The organism is Microbacterium sp. W4I20, from assembly GCF_030816505.1.
In the GTDB taxonomy this organism is placed as follows: domain Bacteria; phylum Actinomycetota; class Actinomycetes; order Actinomycetales; family Microbacteriaceae; genus Microbacterium.
Window position 1 is genome coordinate 2787304 of sequence record NZ_JAUSYB010000001.1, and the last position, 17959, is coordinate 2805262.

The 17959-nt window shown below is 70.4% G+C and carries 18 protein-coding genes; 12 read left to right on the forward strand and 6 right to left on the reverse strand.

Annotated elements, in window-relative coordinates:
- Positions 1–12: 12 nt before the first annotated feature.
- Together QFZ21_RS13615 and QFZ21_RS13620 are read left to right on the forward strand one after the other, a co-directional pair.
- On the forward strand, positions 13–627 hold the full coding sequence (locus tag QFZ21_RS13615) for a ClpP family protease (protein ID WP_307378722.1): 615 nt from the start codon (positions 13–15) through the stop codon (positions 625–627).
- Complete coding sequence (locus QFZ21_RS13620) at positions 624–1220, forward strand: ClpP family protease (protein ID WP_307378724.1); 597 nt, start codon at positions 624–626, stop codon at positions 1218–1220. The genes QFZ21_RS13615 and QFZ21_RS13620 overlap by 4 nt, the downstream gene beginning before the upstream one ends.
- Before the next feature lie 13 nt (positions 1221–1233).
- Here QFZ21_RS13620 and QFZ21_RS13625 read toward each other — a convergent pair whose 3' ends face one another.
- Positions 1234–1590 (reverse strand): helix-turn-helix domain-containing protein, encoded by a 357-nt coding sequence (locus QFZ21_RS13625; RefSeq protein WP_307378726.1) that lies wholly within the window; start codon positions 1588–1590, stop codon positions 1234–1236.
- 311 nt (positions 1591–1901) lie between these two features.
- Between QFZ21_RS13625 and QFZ21_RS13630 the strand changes: the two genes are divergently transcribed.
- Together QFZ21_RS13630 and QFZ21_RS13635 are read left to right on the forward strand one after the other, a co-directional pair.
- On the forward strand, positions 1902–7052 hold the full coding sequence (locus tag QFZ21_RS13630) for an Ig-like domain-containing protein (protein ID WP_307378728.1): 5151 nt from the start codon (positions 1902–1904) through the stop codon (positions 7050–7052).
- Positions 6977–7507, forward strand: a complete 531-nt coding sequence (locus QFZ21_RS13635) for an FxLYD domain-containing protein (RefSeq protein WP_307378729.1) — start codon at positions 6977–6979, stop codon at positions 7505–7507. The genes QFZ21_RS13630 and QFZ21_RS13635 overlap by 76 nt, the downstream gene beginning before the upstream one ends.
- A gap of 34 nt (positions 7508–7541) precedes the next feature.
- Here QFZ21_RS13635 and QFZ21_RS13640 read toward each other — a convergent pair whose 3' ends face one another.
- Positions 7542–8012 (reverse strand): MarR family winged helix-turn-helix transcriptional regulator, encoded by a 471-nt coding sequence (locus tag QFZ21_RS13640; protein ID WP_307378730.1) that lies wholly within the window; start codon positions 8010–8012, stop codon positions 7542–7544.
- A complete protein-coding gene (gene ribA, locus QFZ21_RS13645; RefSeq protein ID WP_307378731.1) occupies positions 8012–8671 on the reverse strand; it encodes a GTP cyclohydrolase II in 660 nt (219 codons plus the stop codon). Before ribA ends, QFZ21_RS13640 begins: the two co-directional genes overlap by 1 nt.
- A gap of 121 nt (positions 8672–8792) precedes the next feature.
- Between ribA and QFZ21_RS13650 the strand changes: the two genes are divergently transcribed.
- A complete protein-coding gene (locus QFZ21_RS13650; RefSeq protein WP_307378733.1) occupies positions 8793–9644 on the forward strand; it encodes a sulfurtransferase in 852 nt (283 codons plus the stop codon).
- Positions 9645–9674: 30 nt separating this feature from the next.
- Here QFZ21_RS13650 and QFZ21_RS13655 read toward each other — a convergent pair whose 3' ends face one another.
- Positions 9675–10604 carry a hypothetical protein gene (locus QFZ21_RS13655; protein ID WP_307378734.1) on the reverse strand — a complete coding sequence of 310 codons (930 nt, stop codon included), beginning with the start codon at positions 10602–10604 and terminating at the stop codon, positions 9675–9677.
- A gap of 305 nt (positions 10605–10909) precedes the next feature.
- Here QFZ21_RS13655 and QFZ21_RS13660 point away from each other — a divergent pair, with 305 nt between their 5' ends.
- The 3 genes from QFZ21_RS13660 to QFZ21_RS13670 all read left to right on the forward strand — a co-directional run bounded on the left by QFZ21_RS13660 (position 10910) and on the right by QFZ21_RS13670 (position 13468).
- Entirely contained in the window at positions 10910–11614 is a 705-nt protein-coding gene (locus QFZ21_RS13660; protein ID WP_307378735.1) for an acyl-CoA synthetase, read from the forward strand.
- A complete protein-coding gene (locus QFZ21_RS13665; RefSeq protein WP_307378737.1) occupies positions 11611–11964 on the forward strand; it encodes a hypothetical protein in 354 nt (117 codons plus the stop codon). Before QFZ21_RS13660 ends, QFZ21_RS13665 begins: the two co-directional genes overlap by 4 nt.
- Before the next feature lie 70 nt (positions 11965–12034).
- Positions 12035–13468 carry an MFS transporter gene (locus QFZ21_RS13670; protein ID WP_307378738.1) on the forward strand — a complete coding sequence of 478 codons (1434 nt, stop codon included), beginning with the start codon at positions 12035–12037 and terminating at the stop codon, positions 13466–13468.
- 208 nt (positions 13469–13676) lie between these two features.
- Here QFZ21_RS13670 and purB read toward each other — a convergent pair whose 3' ends face one another.
- On the reverse strand, positions 13677–15026 hold the full coding sequence (purB, locus tag QFZ21_RS13675; protein WP_307378739.1) for an adenylosuccinate lyase: 1350 nt from the start codon (positions 15024–15026) through the stop codon (positions 13677–13679).
- Positions 15027–15055: 29 nt separating this feature from the next.
- Entirely contained in the window at positions 15056–15595 is a 540-nt protein-coding gene (locus QFZ21_RS13680; protein WP_307378740.1) for a low molecular weight protein-tyrosine-phosphatase, read from the reverse strand.
- A 145-nt stretch (positions 15596–15740) separates the two neighbouring features.
- Between QFZ21_RS13680 and QFZ21_RS13685 the strand changes: the two genes are divergently transcribed.
- The 4 genes from QFZ21_RS13685 to QFZ21_RS13700 are packed head-to-tail and all read left to right on the forward strand — an operon-like array spanning position 15741 to position 17959.
- The gene (locus QFZ21_RS13685; RefSeq protein WP_307378741.1) at positions 15741–16004 is read left to right on the forward strand and encodes a hypothetical protein; all 264 of its coding nucleotides are present in this window, start codon (positions 15741–15743) and stop codon (positions 16002–16004) included.
- Positions 16001–17290, forward strand: coding sequence for a hypothetical protein (locus tag QFZ21_RS13690; protein WP_307378742.1), 1290 nt, complete (start codon positions 16001–16003; stop codon positions 17288–17290). Before QFZ21_RS13685 ends, QFZ21_RS13690 begins: the two co-directional genes overlap by 4 nt.
- Positions 17291–17339: 49 nt before the next feature.
- The gene (locus tag QFZ21_RS13695; protein WP_307378743.1) at positions 17340–17558 is read left to right on the forward strand and encodes a type II toxin-antitoxin system VapB family antitoxin; all 219 of its coding nucleotides are present in this window, start codon (positions 17340–17342) and stop codon (positions 17556–17558) included.
- A complete protein-coding gene (locus QFZ21_RS13700; RefSeq protein WP_307378744.1) occupies positions 17555–17959 on the forward strand; it encodes a PIN domain nuclease in 405 nt (134 codons plus the stop codon). The genes QFZ21_RS13695 and QFZ21_RS13700 overlap by 4 nt, the downstream gene beginning before the upstream one ends.

The window sequence follows — 17959 nt, forward strand, 5'->3', positions numbered from 1 at the left end:
GATGCTGGGGACATGAGCGAAGACAACCCCATCCCGCAGTTCGGCCCCGAAGCCCGGCGCGCGCTGTTCCACGAGCGGGTGCTCGTGCTCGACGGCGCCCTCGACGACGACAACGGCACGCTGCTCATGACGCAGCTGCTCGCGCTGTCGGCCGAGGATCCGGCCACCGACATCGCCCTCTGGATCCACTCGCCCGGCGGCTCCGTGCCGTCGATGCTCGCGATCCGCGACCTGATGAAGCTGGTGCCGAACGACGTCTCGACGCTCGTGCTCGGCATCGCCTACAGCGCCGGGCAGTTCCTCCTCTCGGCAGGCACGAAGGGCAAGCGGCGGGCCCTGCCGCACGCCCGCATCCTGATGCATCAGGGGTCCGCCGGCATCGGCGGCTCGGCGGGCGAGATCGAGACCCAGGCCGACGACCTCCGGCACATGCGCGACACCGTGCTCGGCCTGATCGCCGCCGACACCGGGCAGCCGATCGAGCGCATCTTCGAGGACTCCCTGCACGACCGCTGGTACACCGCCGCCGAGGGCCAGGCCTACGGCTTCATCGACGAGATCGTCGGCTCGATGGCCGACATCATGCCGCGACGGCGCGCCCGCGTCGGACTGGGGGTCAGCGCATGAGCACCTACTCGATCCCGAATGTGATCGTGCAGCATCCGCGCGGCGAGCGCATCATGGACGTCTACTCGCACCTGCTCGCCGAGCGCGTCATCTACCTCGGCACCGGCATCGACGCGGGTGTCGCCAATGCGCTCATCGCGCAGCTGCTGCACCTCGACGCCGACAGCCCCGAGAGCGGCATCCAGTTCTACATCAACAGCGAGGGCGGGGATCCGGGCGCGGCGCTCGCGATCTACGACACCATGCAGCACATCCGTCCGCGCATCGCCACGACGTGCGTCGGCCAGGCGATCGGACCCGCGGCGCTGCTGGTGGCGGCGGGAGCCCCGGGGGAGCGGTCGGCGCTGGCGCACGCGCGCATCGTGCTGCACCAGCCGGCGGGTCAGTCCCGCGGGGCCATCCCCGACCTCATCCTGGCGGCCGATGAAGTGGTGCGCGTGCGGTCCGACATGGAAGAGATCCTCGCCAGGCACAGCGGGCGCACGGTCGAGGCGCTGCGCGCCGACACCGATCGCGACCGCGTGTTCACGGCATCCGCAGCGCTCGATTACGGACTCATCGACACGGTGCTCGCCCGACGCACAGCCGGCTGAGGGATTCCGCGGCTCAGGCGGCCAGGGCGAACGCCGCGCGTCCGGCGGAGACGAGGGCGGATGCCGGCGCCATGGCCGTCCGCAGCTCGTCGGCGACCGCGCTGGTGAGTTCGATCAGCGACGTCTCGAGGGCGCCGCTGATCGCCGCGATCATCTCGCTCGACGGCTCCTTGAGTCCGCGCTCGACCTCGGACAGATACTGCGGGGAGACGCCGGCCTTCTCGGCCGTCTCGGTGAGGGTCTCTTCGCGTTCATGACGCCGGCGGCGCAGCTGGTCGCCGAGAAGCTGGCGCCACAGCGGCTCGGGGTCGCTCGGCTGGGGACGGCGGTCGGGACGGGGTGCGCGCGGGAACGGGACGATGTCGGCCATGCCTCACGATAGGCCGCGGCATCCGCCCGCTTCGAGGCGTTCTGCTCAGAGCAGAACGCGCAGGCGCGCGTCCGGACTTCCACAGCTGGCTGGAAAAGCGTGAACGCCCGGTTGATAGGTTTCTGCGCGCTGGCGTCACGGCTTTCCTGCTGACGTCCGGCACATGGCCCTGAGTGGGGACGTGGGGGGTAGGGCGGGGAGTGAAGCGATCTGGGGTGGATTTCACTCCCCATCCCTTCGCCCGACAACGAAGAGTGCGGAGTCGACTGGTGATCAACGGGTTCAGAGGGTTCATCCGAAACGCGGGCATCGTGCCTGCGAACACCGAGGATTCGACGGGCCCGCAGGTTCTGCCGTCGCGCAGCATCCGGCGAGGGAAGGCGTCCCGCCCGGTCGCAGTGGTCGCCGCCGCCGTGCTGCTCGCCACCGGGCTGACGGCTGTCGGTGCACCCTCCCCGGCGGCGGCCGCGGCGCCGCTCGCGTGCCTGAACACGGTGTACTTCTCGAATGCCACCGCCGGTAACGTCGGGCAGCTCGACCTCACCACCGGCACCGTGGCCCCCGCGCCCGTCTTCGCGACGCCGGCCGGGGCAGGCGCCGCGACCAACCAGCTCGGCATCGGGGCGGATGGCGCTCTCGCGATCACCGGCACCAGCACCAGCGTCATCGAGTACGCGCCTGCGGCGAGTGCCGAGGGCACGGTCACCTTCGCTCCGAAGACCACCGGCGTCGGCGGCGGCACGATGGGTGCCGTCAATCCGCTCACCGGTCTGTACTACTACGGCGGCTTCGCCGGCGCCACGGTCAACATCTACGTCTATGACCCTGCGACGGATGCTGCACCGGCAGGGCCGGTCGCCTCGTTCGCAGCGGTGAATCCGCCGGGCGCCAACGGCGACATGGCCTTCGACAAGACCGGACGGCTCTACTTCGTCGCCGGCGGCGCGACCGAGGCGGCGCTCTATGTGGTCGACGGAGCGATCCCGACCTCCGGCACGGGGACGACGCTGACGTCCCGCGAGATCTCCCGCGGCTCGACCACTGTTCCCACCAACGGCATCGCCTTCGGCTCCGACGGCTTCCTGTACCTCGGCGGCAGCACCGTGCTGCAGAAGACGAACCCGATCACGGGTGCGCCCACCGGCACGTCGTTCACGCTCACGGGTGTGACGTCGACCGACCTCGGTTCCTGCGCCAACCCGTCATCCGCCACGGTGGTCACCGGATTCGACGGCCCCCGCGCCCAGGACTCCGACCAGGTGCAGGTCACCGTCGACGGCGGTTCGTACGGTCCGCACGGTTCCACCCCCGACTTCCCGGTGAGCACCTCCGGTGGCGACGGCAGCGGGGTTCCCAGCGAGCCCGGCCTGATCCTGCCGGGCGAGACGTACACGGTCCGCCAGACGCCGGTCGGCACCACTGACCTGAACGACTACCGGACCACCTGGTCCTGCACCGACGCGGACGGCACGGTCGTCGCGAGCGGCACCGGCAACACCGCATCGTTCACGGCCCCGGCCGGCACGGACGGCGCCAACATCGTCTGCGCCTTCGTCAACGAGCTGCCGCCGCCCGTGGCTGTTCCGGATGCTGCGCCGGGCCCCTTCGGCTCCCCGATCACGGTTCCCGGTGCGACGAACGACGAGCCGGGCACCGGCACGATCCTTCCCGAGCAGACCGTGTTCACGTCTCCGGACGCGACCGACGGAGGCAAGCGCCTCGTCACCCCGGACGGTGTCTGGACCGTCGGCACCGACGGGCGCATCACGTTCACCCCGGCACCGGGATTCAGCGGCGACGCCGTCACCGAGTACCGGATCGTCGACGACAACCGGCAGACGTCGACCACGACCGCGACCGCCACGGTGCGCCCCGGCCCCTCCGCCGCCGCCGACACCGCGACGACCACGCAGGGGACCAGCATCCAGATCCCCACCCTCGGCAATGACGTGCCCGGGCAGAACGCCGACGGCACGCCGGGGACGATCCCGCCGGCACCCGTCCTCTTCCCGACGACGGGACGGCCGGCCGGAGCGACGGTCAGCGCCGACCGGCGGCGCCTCGAGGTTCCCGGCGAGGGCGTCTACACGATCGACTCGGCCACCGGCGTCGTCACCTTCGCGCCGGTCCCGACCTTCGATGGCCCGACGACCACCCCGGTCGCCTACGGCTTCACCGACAACCACGGCAACCCGGCATCTTCGACCATCACCGTGTCGGTCACCGCGGTGACCCCCACGGCGGTGAACGACTCCGCGAACACTCCCGCCGGCACCCCGGTGACCGTCGATGTCGTCGACAACGACCTGGCGGGCCCCGGCGGCGCGATCGTGTCGACCTCGACCGTGTTCACCGGCACGGGTGCGACCGACGGCGGCAAGACCCTCGTCACCCCGCAGGGCACGTGGCGCGTCACGTCCGGGGGCGAGGTCGAGTTCACGCCGGCCGACGGCTTCTCCGGCACGGCGACGACCCCGTACCGCATCACCGACGAGAACGGCCAGCAGAGCACCGCGAACGTCTCGGTCACCGTGCGCCCGGGCCCCGTCGCCGAGGCCGACGTCGCGTCGACCCCGCAGAACGTCGACGTGGAGATCCCGGTCCTCGGCAACGACGTGCCCGGTACCACGGCCGACGGAGGCCCCGGCGCGTTCGACCCCGACACGCTGCGGTTCTCCGTGACGCCGGGACTCCCGGCCGGCAGTGCCGTGAGCGACGGCGGGCGCGGGCTCACCGTGCCCGGTCAGGGTGTCTACACGTTCGATCCCGCGACCGAGAACGTCACGTTCGACCCCGAGCCCGGGTTCACCGGCCCCGCGACGCCGGTCACCTACACGGTGACCGACTCGTTCGGGAACGACGCCTCCACGACGGTCGGCGTCTCGGTCATCCCGATCACGCCGACGGCGACCGGTGACGCGGCGAAGACCCCCGGCGGGGTCGCCGTGACCATCGATATCCTCGAGAACGACGACCCGGGCGCCCCGTCGGCCCCGCTCGTGCCCGGCTCGGTCGTCTTCCCCTCTCCGGACGCGACCGCGGGCGGCAAGACCCTCGTCGTCCCCGGCGAAGGCACCTGGACCGTCGGCGACGACGGATCGGTGACCTTCGATCCCCTGCCGTCCTTCGAGGGCGAGACCACCCCCGTCCCGTACCGCGTCGCGGATGAGAACGGCAGCACGACCACCGCGGAGATCCGGGTCGTCGTCGGAAGCGGCGCGATCGCCACTCCCGATTCGGCATCCACCCGGCAGAACACCCCTGTCGAGCTCGACATCCTCACCAACGACTTCGCCAGCGATCTCGGCAACCCGTGCGATGCCGGCGAGACCGATGTCCCGGCAGGATGCGACACCGGCGTGCTCGACCCCGCCAGCGCCGGGTTCCCGACGGGTGGCCAGCCGGCCGGCGCGGTCGTCTCGAACAGCGGCCGCACCCTCACCGTGCCCGGGGAGGGCGTGTACACGGTCGACCCCGCCGACGGCACGGTCACGTTCACGCCTGAGCCGGCGTTCACCGGCACCGGCACGAGCGTCGTCTACACCGCGGACGACTCGCTGGGCGCCTCGGTCTCCACGACCATCACCGTGACGGTCACCGCCGTCACACCCGTGGCCGCAGACGACAGTGCGAGCACGTCGTTCGGTGTGCCCGTCACGATCGAGCTGCTCGAGGACGACAGCGCGGGCGACGCCTCGGCGCCTCTGGTTCCGGCCGACACGATCTTCCCGGCCGCGGGACAGCCGGCGGGCGTCACGGTCTCGGCCGACGGCAAGACGCTCACCATCGACGGCCAGGGCACCTTCGTGCTCGATGCCGCGGGTGCGGTCGAGTTCACGCCTGCCGACGGCTTCAGCGGGACCACGACCCCGGTGGTGTACCGCATCAGGGACACGAACGGCACCACCGACGATGCGCGCGTCGAGGTCACGGTGCGCCCTGGTCCCTCGGCGACCCCCGACTCGGACTCGACGCTGCAGGGCGTGCCGGTCACGGTGTCGCCGCTCGGCAACGACGAGCCGTCGCGCACCGCTGACGGTTCGGCCGGCGAGTGGGACCCCACCACCCTGCGCTTCCCGGCGACCGGGCAGCCCGCGGGCGCGCAGGTGCTCGACGGCGGCACGCGCCTCGTGGTGCCGGATGAGGGCACGTACACGGCTGCGGCCGACGGAACGGTCACCTTCACGCCGCTCCCCGCCTTCAGCGGAGTCGCGAGCGTGGTGTCGTACTCCGGCACGGACGAGGTCGGCAACACCGTCACCTCGACCATCACGATCGACGTGACCGCCGTCGCGCCGACGGCGGCGGATGATTCGGCGGTGACGCCGTACGCCACCGCGGTGACCTTCGAGTTCGTGGGCAACGACGAAGAGGGTGATCCCGAGGTGCCGCTCGACGTCGCGTCAGCGGTGTTCCAGGAGACCGGCATCCCCGACGGGCTGACCGCCGAGATCCGCGACGGCGGGAAGACCCTCGATGTCGAGGGCGAGGGCGTGTACTCCCTGCGCGCCGACGGAACGGTCACGTTCACCCCCGCTGACGGATTCAGTGGTGCGACCACCCCGGTGCGCTACACGATCCGCGACGAGAACGGCTCGGCGGCGACCGCGGCACTCCGCGTGACCGTGCGCCCGGGGCCGGATGCGGCTCCCGACGCCGAGAGCACGCCGCAGGACGTGCCGGTGACCGTCGACCTGCTGGTCAACGACCGGCCGGGTCAGCTCGCCGACGGGGAGGAAGGCGAGCTGGATCCGACCTCCGTGGTGTTCACGGTCGCGGGGGCTCCCGACGGCGCGACCGTGGGGGCAGGCGGCAAGTCGCTCAGCGTCCCGGGCGAGGGTGCGTACTTCATCGGCGCCGACGGCCGCGTGACCTTCACCCCCCTCCCGACGTTCCGCGGCACGGCCACCCCGGTCGGCTACGCGGTGACGGATTCGCTCGGGAACTCGGCCGAGTCGACGCTGACCATCACGGTCGCCGGCGTCGATCCGATCGCGCGGGACAACTCCTCGACGACTCCGCCGGGAGTCCCGGTGACGATCGACGTGCTCGGTGATGACTCGCCCGGCACCGGGGGTGCCCCGCTCGACCGCGATTCCCTGCGGATCGTCGACGCCGACGGTGACCTGATCACCGAGCTCACCGTTCCCGGCGAGGGGATCTGGACGGTCGTGGACGGCACGATCGTGTTCACGCCCGAGCCCGGCTTCGCCGGGACAACCACACCGATCACCTACTCGGTCGCCGACGAGAACGGCACGCGGGTCACCGCCACCGTGACGGTGACCGTGGTGGATGGCGCGGCCCCGCCGACGAACCCGCCGACGGACGGCTCGCCGACGACCCCGCCGGGAGGCGCACTGCCGACGACCGGTGGCTCCGTGCCATGGCTCCCGCTGGGTGGCGGTCTCCTCCTGCTGCTCGCGGGAGTCGTGCTCCTGATCCGGCGGCGGTCGGCCTGAACGCCGTCGCCGCCTGCCGAATCCCAGGAGACGGCGTCGGGACCGGCCCACTCGGCCGGTTCCGACGCCGCGGACAGCGGGGGCGCCGCGGAGCGGTCGCCCTCGGCGCCGCGCTGCTGGCGGTGATGGTGCTCGGCGGATGCGCTCCCGCGCAGGGCCCCGCTCCCGCCGTGACGGGTGGGACGAGCGCGCTCGCGGAGCTCACCATCGATGCCTGTCCTCCGGGGAACGGGCCTCTGACTGCTCGCGGCAGTGTGCGGAACAGCGCCGACTCCGCCGCCGACTATCTCGTGCGGGTGAGCTGGCTCGACGCCGACGGCTCGGTGATCACCGCGGGCTGGGATGCGATCGAGGGCCTCGAGGCCGGTGACTCCGCCGAGTGGTCGGTCGATGTCGATCTCGGCGACGTCGACGCGAACAGCTGCACGGCGGCGGTCACGCGCGGCCGTCTCTGACGCTCGGCCCGCATCCGCGGACCACGGCCGACCGCTACAGTGCCGCCGTCACCCCGGGGAGCAGCTTCGACAGGATGCCGCGGAGCTGCATCCGCTCCTCCTCGCTGAGCGGGTCGAGCACGAGCTCCCTGATCTGCGCGACGTGGACCGGCGCGGCAGATCGCAGCAGCTCACGGCCGGCCGGAGTGAGCGTGGCCGAGAGCGTGCGCTTGTCGCTGCTGCACGACGTGCGCGCCACCCAGCCGCGTTCCTCGAGCGAGTCCAGCGCGTGGCTCAGGCGCGACCGGCTCAACCCGGCGATGCGGGCGAGCTCGGTCATCGACACCGTGCCCCCGCTGTCGCCGCCGACGGTGCCCGCCAGCGTCACGAGGATCGCGTAGTGGGCGTGGTTCAGGCCGGTCTCCTTCTTGAGCGCGCGATCGAGCACCTGGGGCAGCAGCTGCACGAAGCGGATCGTCGGCAGCCACGTCTCCATCTCGGAGTCGTCGAGCCGTCGGTCGCTCATCACGCGGCGGACAGGTCGAGTGTGTGGGAGGTGTGATCGCGCTTCGCGCGCAGGTACCGCGAGTTCGCGTCCGACAGGTGCACGCCCGTGGGGATGCGGTCGGTGACGCGGATGCCGAGGGCCTCGAGCTGCAGCGCCTTGTCGGGGTTGTTGCTGAGCAGACGGATGCCGTCGACCCCGAGGGTACGCAGCATCTGCGCCGCGACGGTGTAGTCGCGCTCGTCCTCGCCGTGGCCGAGGGCGACGTTCGCTTCATAGGTGTCGAGTCCGGCATCCTGCAGCGCGTAGGCGTCGAGCTTCGCGTACAGGCCGATGCCGCGCCCCTCCTGACGCAGGTACAGCAGGAAACCGCCCTCGTCGGAGATGCGCTCGACGGCTTCGCGCAGCTGAGGACCGCAGTCGCAGCGCTCCGAGCCGAAGACGTCGCCGGTCAGGCACTCGCTGTGCGGGCGCACCAGGGGTGCGACGCCACCGGCATCCGCTCGCTCCATCGCCGCGCGCCAGTCGCCGAGGCCGAGCAGCAGGTGCTCGCGGCCGTCGACAAGGCCGTCGAAGGTGACCACGTCGGCGGTGGTGGCGAAACCGTCCGGGAACCGCATCGGCACCCGCACCCGGGTGCGCTCGGAGGCGACCGGAACGACCGTTGAAGTTTCAATCATGTGTGGTGCAACGCACGACCACGGATGCTATTCCCCGCCGCCGCGCACGACCGGCGCTCCGCAGATGACGAATGTGTCGCCCCGGAAGCGTTCGCGATCGGCGACTGGGTAGCCTCTCAGGATGAGCAACTTCGTGAGCGTCGACGAACTGGATGAGCTGCTGACCCGCGGTGGTGCGGACGGCGGGGCCCCGGTGCGCGTGATCGATGTGCGGTGGCGCCTCGACCGTCCCGACGGCCATGGCGAGTACCTCGCCGGGCACATCCCCGGAGCCGTGTTCGTGCCGCTCCATACCGAGCTCGCGACGCACGGCGAGCCGTCGGAGGGGCGGCATCCGCTCCCCTCCACCGAGACGCTGCAGGCGGCCGCCCGTCGTTGGGGCGTGAACCGGGGGGACATCGTCGTGGCCTACGACGACGCCAAGGGCCTCGGCGCCTCCCGCGCGTGGTGGCTGCTGCGCCAGGCCGGCGTCGACGCCCGCGTGCTCGACGGCGGCGTGCGCGCCTGGTCGGCGGCCGGGAAGGATCTCGCCACCGACGACGTCGTGCCCGAGCCCGGCGACGTCGTGCTCGAGGACATCGGCGCGCAGGTGCTCAGCATCGACGAGGCCGCCGCGTTCCCGGCATCCGGCATCCTCCTCGACGTGCGTGCTCCCGAGCGCTACCGCGGCGAGACCGAACCGCTCGACCCGGTGGCGGGGCACATCCCCGGCGCGCTCAACGTGCCGATGGCGGCGCACCTCGCCGTCGACGGCACGATCCTCGATGTCGAGACCCTGCAGCGCACGTTCGCCGAGGCGGGCGTGACGGCCGGGACTCCCGTCGCCGCCTACTGCGGTTCCGGGATCACCGCCGCGCACACAGCTCTGGTACTCGCCGAGATCGGCATCGACGCGAAGGTGTTCCCCGGATCGTGGAGCCAGTGGTCGAACACCCCGGGGCGCCCGGTCGCCGTCGGCGATCAGCCGGGCTGACCCGCGCCGCCGGCTACGCTGACTCCGCGATCAGTCGGGCTGGCCGGCTTCGTCCCGCGGGCCGTATCCCCATCGCAGCTCGACCACCCCGGGACCGAACGCCCGGTAGAGCTGGTGCACCGATCCGCTGCGGTTGACCGACACGGGCGTGATGGTGACGCCCGCTGGGGTCTCCACTCGCTCCTCGCACCAGTCCGGGAGGGCGTCGGGGTGGAATCTCGTCCACACCAGCAGCTCGCGGCACTGGCGGGACACCGCATGCCCGGTCTCATGCGTCGGCGGATACCCGGGCGGGTAGGCCACCGACCACTCGACGATCGTCGTGTCCGGCGCGGTCAGCGGTGCGTCCAGCTCGAACAGCACGCCGTGCACCTCACCGCTGGAATGCGAGTACTTCCCGGTGATCCGTCCGCCCGACACCGCGGAGAAGATCGGCGACGTGGTGCGCACCCCGGGGGTGAGTTCGAGGAACGGCGTCGCCCGCACGGTTCCGCTGGTCGCCTGGATCACGCTCCTGGTCACGCTGTACGACAGATTGCCCTCGGCGTCGACGTCGGTCACGGAGTGCGTGGTCACCTCGCGCGTCGGGTCCGGGTAGGCCGTGTCGAGGGCGGCGAACGCCTCCTTGACGGCCTGTTCGACACCCTCCTCGTCGATCGGGAACTGGCTCGGCCCGAGCGGCCCCGTGCGCTTCGTGGACCGCAGGCGCTTGGTGAGGTGCCCGTCCTCGAGCCCGAGGAGCTCTTCGATGTCGGAGAGTGCGGCGAGCGACTGGGCGCCTTCGGGGCGCCGCGCCCCTGAGCGCCAATAGCTGAGCGTGGCCATCGAGACGCGGTTGCCGCGCCGCTTCAGACGCTGCTGCAACCACGACAGCGTCACCTTCTTCGCGTTGATCGCGTCGCGCAGCGCAGCCGCGAAGGCGTCGGCGACGGCCCCGTTCTCGTCATATTCGAAAGTCATCACACGCCTCCTCCGGTATGTGAAGCAAACATCCTTAGAGTGAGCATACGGCCGCACACGCGCACCTCAGGGGACCGGGTGGGCGAGTGAGGTCTTCCAGCTGTGTCGTCGAAGGGCAGGGTGCCCGACCTTGCGGACGACCAGTTCACACAGTGGAGCCCCCCTCGCTGTGTACGTCGTGAAGCCCGGTGATCGATCTGGGGAGATCCACCGGGCTTCACGAACACCTTCGGCACCTCCCGACGCGACGGCTCCTTGCCCCCGCGTAGACTGGAGGCAACACCCCCGGAGGACTCTGGATCGTCATGTCTGCCCCTGCTCGCGCATTCACCATGCGACACGTTCAGCTGCTGCGCGCGCTGTTCGCCGCCGTCGCGGCGCTGATGATCACCTTCTCCTCCGACCACTCCGCTCCCGTCGGCCTCTCGGTCTTCAGCGGCTTCGTGCTGGTCACGGCTCTCGTGCAGGTGCTGGCCGCCTGGCTGGTGCTCCCGGCGGGTTCTCGCTGGTCGTCCGTGCTCCTGGCCGCGATCGGCATCGTCGCCGGCATGGTGAGCGGCATCCCTATCTGGCGCAACGACGACGTGTTCTTCGTCGTCGTCTCGTCCTGGGCGATCCTCAGCGGCGGCGTCGAGCTGCTCTCCGGCATCCGCTCGCGCCGCACGGGTGATCAGCTCTCCCGCGACGCGATCACGGTGGGTGCCTTCGGCATTCTGCTCGGCGTCGTGCTCCTGCTGATCCCCGCCGGGTTCGTCCAGGAGTACACGATCGACAAGGCCGGCACGTTCCTGCTCTCCGGCATCATCCTCGGCGTCGGCATGCTCGGCGGCTACGCGGCGATCGTCGCCGTCTTCCTCGGCATCGCGGGACTCACTCCGCAGCGCGCGGATGCCGTCGGCGGCACGACCGGAACCGTCGGCGGAGCCGACGGCGATGAGGCGGCGGGCGCCGCCGCGGCATCCGGTTCAGATCACAGCGCAGCCTCGGCGGAGCGCGGAGGAGAGCGATGAACGACGAGAAGCCGACCCGTCGGGACATCCTGCGACCGCTGCACCTGCTCGGCATCGCGCTGGGCTGCGGGATCTTCGCGATGATCGTCACCCTGGTCACGACCGGAGCGTTCACGTCGCGCGTCAACATCGCGATCGCGAACGGTTCGTACGACGGCCTCACGCCGGTCGCGCTCGGCCTCGTCGTCGGCGGCGGCGCCTTCATCGCGACGCTGCTGATCCTCGCGATGCTGATGCTCGCCGTCGACCCGGCCGACGTCACGAAGACGATCGACCGCCCCGTGCTGTACGACCCGGAGTCCGACGACGACGCCGGTTCGGAGAAGCCGGGTCCGGTCGCCTCGTCGTGATCCGGCATCCGGCATCGCGGCCGGAAGGCCGATCCGGAATAGTCCAGGCCACGACGGGCTTGTGCCAAGAATGACTGCCTCCGTCGACCGCGCCTCCATCGGACTGCGGTCGGAGCGCGGTCCGGTGCTCGGTGCCCTGATGCTCGCCACGGGGCTGATCGCGGTCGACGCCACGATCCTCGCCACCGCGGTCCCGAGCATCGTGCGGGATCTCGGCAGTTACCAGCAGTTCCCGTGGCTGTTCTCGGTCTATCTGCTGGCGCAGGCCGTGAGCGTGCCGATATACTCGCGGTTCGCCGACACCATCGGTCGCAAGCCGATCATCATCCTCGGCATCGCCCTGTTCCTCCTCGGCTCCGTGCTCTGCGGGTTCGCCTGGAGCATGCCGGCGCTGATCGTGTTCCGCGTCATCCAGGGCCTCGGCGCCGGTGCGGTCGCGCCGATGTCGATGACGATCATCGGCGACATCTACACGGTCGCCGAGCGCGCCAAGGTGCAGGGATACGTCGCGAGCGTCTGGGCGGTCTCGTCGGTGGTCGGCCCCGCCCTCGGCGGTATCTTCTCGCAGCTCGACGCCTGGCGGTGGATTTTCTGGGTCAACATCCCGCTCTGCCTGATCGCCGGATGGATGCTGCTGCGCAACTACCACGAGAAGAAGCAGACCCAACGGCACCGGATCGACTACGCCGGCGCTGTGCTGCTCACCATCGGACTCACCGGAATCATCCTCGGGATGCTGGAGGGCGGTAATGCCTGGGCCTGGGTCTCGGTGCAGAGCGTCCTCTGCTTCGGCGTCGGCATCCTGGCGCTGGCGGGGTTCGTGCTCGTCGAGCGCCGCGCCCCGGAGCCGATCGTCGACCTGCGGCTTGCCGCCCGGCCGCTGATCCTCACGACGACCCTCGTCTCGCTCGGGGTCGGCGCGCTGATGATCGGCGTCACCAGCTTCGCGCCCGCCTACCTCGAGGGCTCGATCGGCATCGCGCCGCTGCTGTCCGGCCTCGCCGTGGCGGCATTGACCCTCGGCTGGCCGCTCTCCGCAGCGAACGCCGGCCGCCTGTATCTGCGGATCGGCTTCCGCCGCACCACGCTGATCGGGATGAGCATCGCCACGGTGGCGGCCATCGCGCTCGCGGCGGTCTCGCCGTGGCCGAACCCGTTCACCGTCGCCGCGGTGGCCTTCCTGTTCGGCTTCGGCCTCGGGTGGAGTGCCGCTCCCACTCTGATCGCCGCGCAGGCCTCGGTCGGCTGGGGCGAGCGCGGCGCGGTCACGGGGATGAACGCGTTCGCGCGGTCGGCCGGCAGTGCGGTCGGCGTCGCCGTGTTCGGGGCGATCTCGAACTCGGTGATCGCGCAGGGGCGCGGCCCCGACGATCCGGACACCATCATCGCGGCATCCGTCTGGGTCTTCGTCGCGGTGGCGGTGACTGCGGTGCTGACTCTGCTCGCGGCGGCGTTCATGCCGAAGGACTCGGTGCCGGAGCGGTCGGGCGAGGTCGACGAGTAGCGGTTCGAGTCGCCCTCGCCCTGCATGACTCAGCAAGAATCGGTCGACGGCTGGCGGTTCGAGCCGCCGGCGCCGTGCACAACTCAGCAAGAATTCGGCCGGAAGGTGCGCGGCGTCGCGGAACGACGCGGACCCCGGTTCCCGACGAGGGCAATCTTGCTGAATTGTGCACGCACGACCGGCGCGACCGGCGCCGCCCGGACCGGGTTCAGCGCGCGAGCTGCTCCGCGATGCCGGTGTACGTCGCGGGCGTCAGGGCGAGGAGGCGCTCCTTCGCGGCATCGCCGATCTCGAGACCCTCGACGAACGCGGCAAGGTCGGCCCCGCCGACGCGGTGTCCGCGGGTGAGCTCCTTGAGCAGCGCGTAGGGGTCGCTGATGGTCGAACGCCCGGCCACGACCTCGGCGCGGATGACCGTCTGGATCGCTTCCGCGAGGACTTCCCAGTTCACGTCGAGGTCGGCGAGCAGCACGTCGCGAGACAGCGAGATCGCGTTGAGGCCGCGGCGCAGGTTGTCGAGGGCGAGCTGCGAGTGCCCGAAGGCCACGCCGATGTTGCGCTGCGTGGTCGAGTCGGTGAGGTCGCGCTGCAGGCGGCTCGTGACCAGTGTCTGCCCGAGCGAGGCGAACAGCGCCCCGGCGATCTCGAGGTTCGCCTCGGCGTTCTCGAAGCGGATCGGGTTGATCTTGTGCGGCATCGTCGACGAGCCGGTGGCCCCTGCGACCGGGATCTGCGCGAAGTAGCCGAGCGAGATGTAGGTCCAGATGTCGGTGGCGAGGTTGTGCAGGATGCCGCCGGCGTGACGCACGCGGTCGTAGAGCTCGACCTGCCAGTCGTGCGACTCGATCTGCGTGGTGAGCACGTTGAAGCCGAGCCCGAGGCCCTCGATGTACTCGCGGGCGATGGTCGGCCAGTCGGCATCCGGATCGGCGGCGAGGTGGGCCGACCAGGTGCCGGTCGCGCCCGAGAACTTCGCCAGATACTCGGATGCTGCGATCTGACCGCGCACGCGCTCGAGACGCCACGCGAAGACCGCGATCTCCTTGCCCATGGTCGACGGCGTCGCAGGCTGGCCGTGCGTGCGGGAGAGCATCGCGGCGTCCGCGTGCTCGACGGCGAGTTCGCGGAGCTTCGCGATCACCGTGTCGAGCGCCGGCAGCCAGACCTGCTCGACGGCGCGCTTCACGGTGAGGGCGTAGGAGGCCGAGTTGATGTCCTCGCTCGTGCAGGCGAAGTGCGTGAGCTCGGCGATGGAGTCCAGCCCGAGGGCCGAGAGCCGGTCGCGCACGAGGTATTCGATCGCCTTGACGTCGTGCTGCGTGACGGCTTCCTTCTCGGCGAGCCAGTCGATCTCGTCCTGACCGAAGTCGCGGTAGAGGGCGCGGAGGCGCTCTTTGTCGGCATCCGGCAGCGGCGTTGTCTCGAACAGCGACCGGTCGGTGAGGGCGATCAGCCACTCCACCTCGACCTCGACACGTGCGCGGTTGAGGCCCGCCTCGGAGAGGAAGTCGGCGAGTCCGGTGACGGCGCCGCGGTAGCGACCGTCAAGCGGGCTCAAGGGCTGCGGCGGGAGCGAAGGCTGGAAAGTCAGGGGAGTCCTCCTGATGAGGCCCCGGAGATTCGGGGCGAGCGGGGGAGACGAAGAGCGGGTTGGAGCTGACGGAACAGGCCCTGAGTCGCCGCCTCAATCATACCGAGCACGGAATCGAACATCTCCGCCCCGGCGTAGTAGGGATCGGGCACGTCGTGCGTCGATGCGTTCGGGTCGAACGCGAGCAGGAGCGTGACCTTCCCCTCTTCATCCTCGTCGCGGGCCCACTCGCGCAGGATCCGTTCGTGGGTGCGATCGAGCGCGACGACCAGGTCGTTGTCGGCGAAGGAGGCCTCGGTGAACTGCCGGGCCCGGTGCTGGGATCCGTCGTACCCGCGTCGCGCCAGGGAGTCGATCGTGCGGTGGTCGGCGCGCTCGCCGAGATGCCAGTCGCCGGTGCCGGCGCTGCGTGACACGATGCGGGACCCCAACCCGTGCCGATCGGCGAGATCACGGAAGACGACCTCGGCCATCGGCGAGCGGCAGATGTTCCCCGTGCAGACGAAGATCACGCGGAAGGGAACCGGGGACGTCACTCATCCATTGTGCCCGCCCGCGGGTGTCCTGCACAGCGCGAACGCGTATCCCGGTTCCTCTCCACAGGGCGGGGATGCCGTCCGCTGTCCACGGGTCGCGGGAATCGGCGCCGGTGGGGGCGTGCGGACGACGGATGCTGGAGCCATGTACTCCTTCGCGAACGTGGACACCGTGTCGACCGACGAACTGCTGGCGTGTTTCGCCGCCGCCCGACTGATCGAGGCGGCCATCGGGGCGCTCGAGAGGGCGGGGGCCGCGCTGGTCCCGCTCATCGACGACTCCGACTGGCAGTCCGAGGCGGTGCGATCGCTGCACGGCATCCTCCTCCTTTTCACCGACCGCACGAGGGTGGAGATCGGCGGTCTGCGACTGCGCCAGAGCGAGTTGGAAACGGTGGAAGTCGCATGAGCGGCGACCTGGAGATCGATCACGGCGGGGTCATCGCGGTCGACTCCGATCAGCTGCGGGATGTCGGGCAGCGTGTGATGGCGCTGGCGTCGATGTATGCGGACGCACGTGACTCGATCGAGCGGGCGCACGAGATCATCAGCGGTCTGCCGACGCTCGGCGGGTATGTCTACCTGGATGGTCTGCGCGTCAACGGACAGCGAGCCGACGAGCTGCGGGTCGACGCCGAGAAGGCGGGGGCGGCGACGCTGCTCACGGCCGATGTGTTCCACGTGGTCGAGCTGCGCGCGCGAGCCGACGCGCTGGAGCTCACCGACGCAGCGGCGGCAGCGGCTCTGCACGCGCGCGTGGATCGGCTCCTCGCGGCCGATGAGCGCCTCGGGCCCATCGCTGACGATCTCTTCGCCGAATGGGAGGCCGAGCGCTTCGAGGGCCTGGGAAGCCAGTGGGACGTCGGCGGCCTGCTGGCTCCCTTCTTCACACTCGGCGCATTGGTCGGCGTGGCGTCGAGGCACGGGCTGATGCTGCCCGGCAAGCCGATGACGGGAACGGCCGATCCGGTGAAGGTCACGCCCGTGAAGACGTCGCATCCCTCCAGTCCGCTGGCGAGTGCCGAAGGAGCATTGAAGCGGATGCCGACAGCGCCCGGGGCGCAGGTCGCGGTCGAGAAGTACACGATGCCCGGCGGCGGGGTCCGCTATTTCGCGTATCTCAAGGGCACGCAGAACTTCCTCCCCTGGGAGGCGGGCGGATCGGAACCGTGGGACATGAAGTCGAACGCCGAGCTGTACACCGGTGCGACCTCGGCGTCGTATCAGGCGACCGTCGAGGCGTTGGAGGCGGCGGGTGCGGGGCCGGGCGATCATGTCGACCTCATGGCCCACTCGCAATCCGGGCTCATCGCCGGTCGCCTCGCGATGGAGAGCGAGTTCGACGTCAAGCTGGTGATGACGGCGGGGAGCCCGGGCGCCCCCACGCTCGAAGAGGATCAGACTCTCGTCCAGCTCGGCCACACCGATGACATGGTCGTCGGCTTCGCCGGTGGCGGGTGGCCGAGCGGAACCGGTTCGCCCGACAGCTTCATCGCCACGCGCGTGGGGGACCCGACCCCCGGGTTGCAGGATGTCATGCTGCGCAGCCACCACGTCGACACCTATCTCGAGACGGCGAGGATGGTCGACGAGTCGAATGACCCTCGGGCTGAGGCGCTCGACGCCTATTGGACTGAACTCGGCACGGCCGTCGACGTCGAGCGCACCGAGTACCACGCCGAGCGGAAGGGGTGACGCGATGGTTCTCTCCGCGGACGGTGTACACAAGGTGTATAACTGGTGTATGGCTCGTACCAACATCGACATCGACGAAGAACTGGTCCGCGAGGTCATGCGTCGCTTCGACCTCTCGACGAAGAAGGAGGCAGTCGACCTCGCACTCCGCCGGCTCGTCGGTGTGCCGCTCACGACCGAGTTCCTCCTGAGCATTCGAGGCAGCGGCTGGAGCGGTGACCTCGATTCCCTGCGGAACGACGCCCCCGCGGCGTGGGGCGCCGAGTGATCCTGGTCGACTCGTCCGTGTGGATCGGGTACTTGCGCGACGATGCGACGCCGGCGGTCGAGGCTCTGGCTTCGCTGCTGTCTGAACCGGCCCAAGTGGGCATCACCGAGCCCGTGATGATGGAGCTGCTCGCCGGGGCGCGACGATCGAACGAGTTGAGGATCGTTGAGGCGGTCGTCAACGGACTACCGCGAATCCCGCTCGCTCCCGCGACCGACCTCTTGGACGCCGCGAGTCTCTGCCGTGCCTCGGCGATGAACGGACATCCGATCCGCAGCATGGTCGACTGCATGATCGCTGCCGTGGCGATCCGGCGCGCGGTGCCGCTTCTGCAGCAGGATCGTGACTTCACGTTCCTCGCCGAGATCAGCCCGCTGCGCCTTCACCCGATCCCGGGCTGA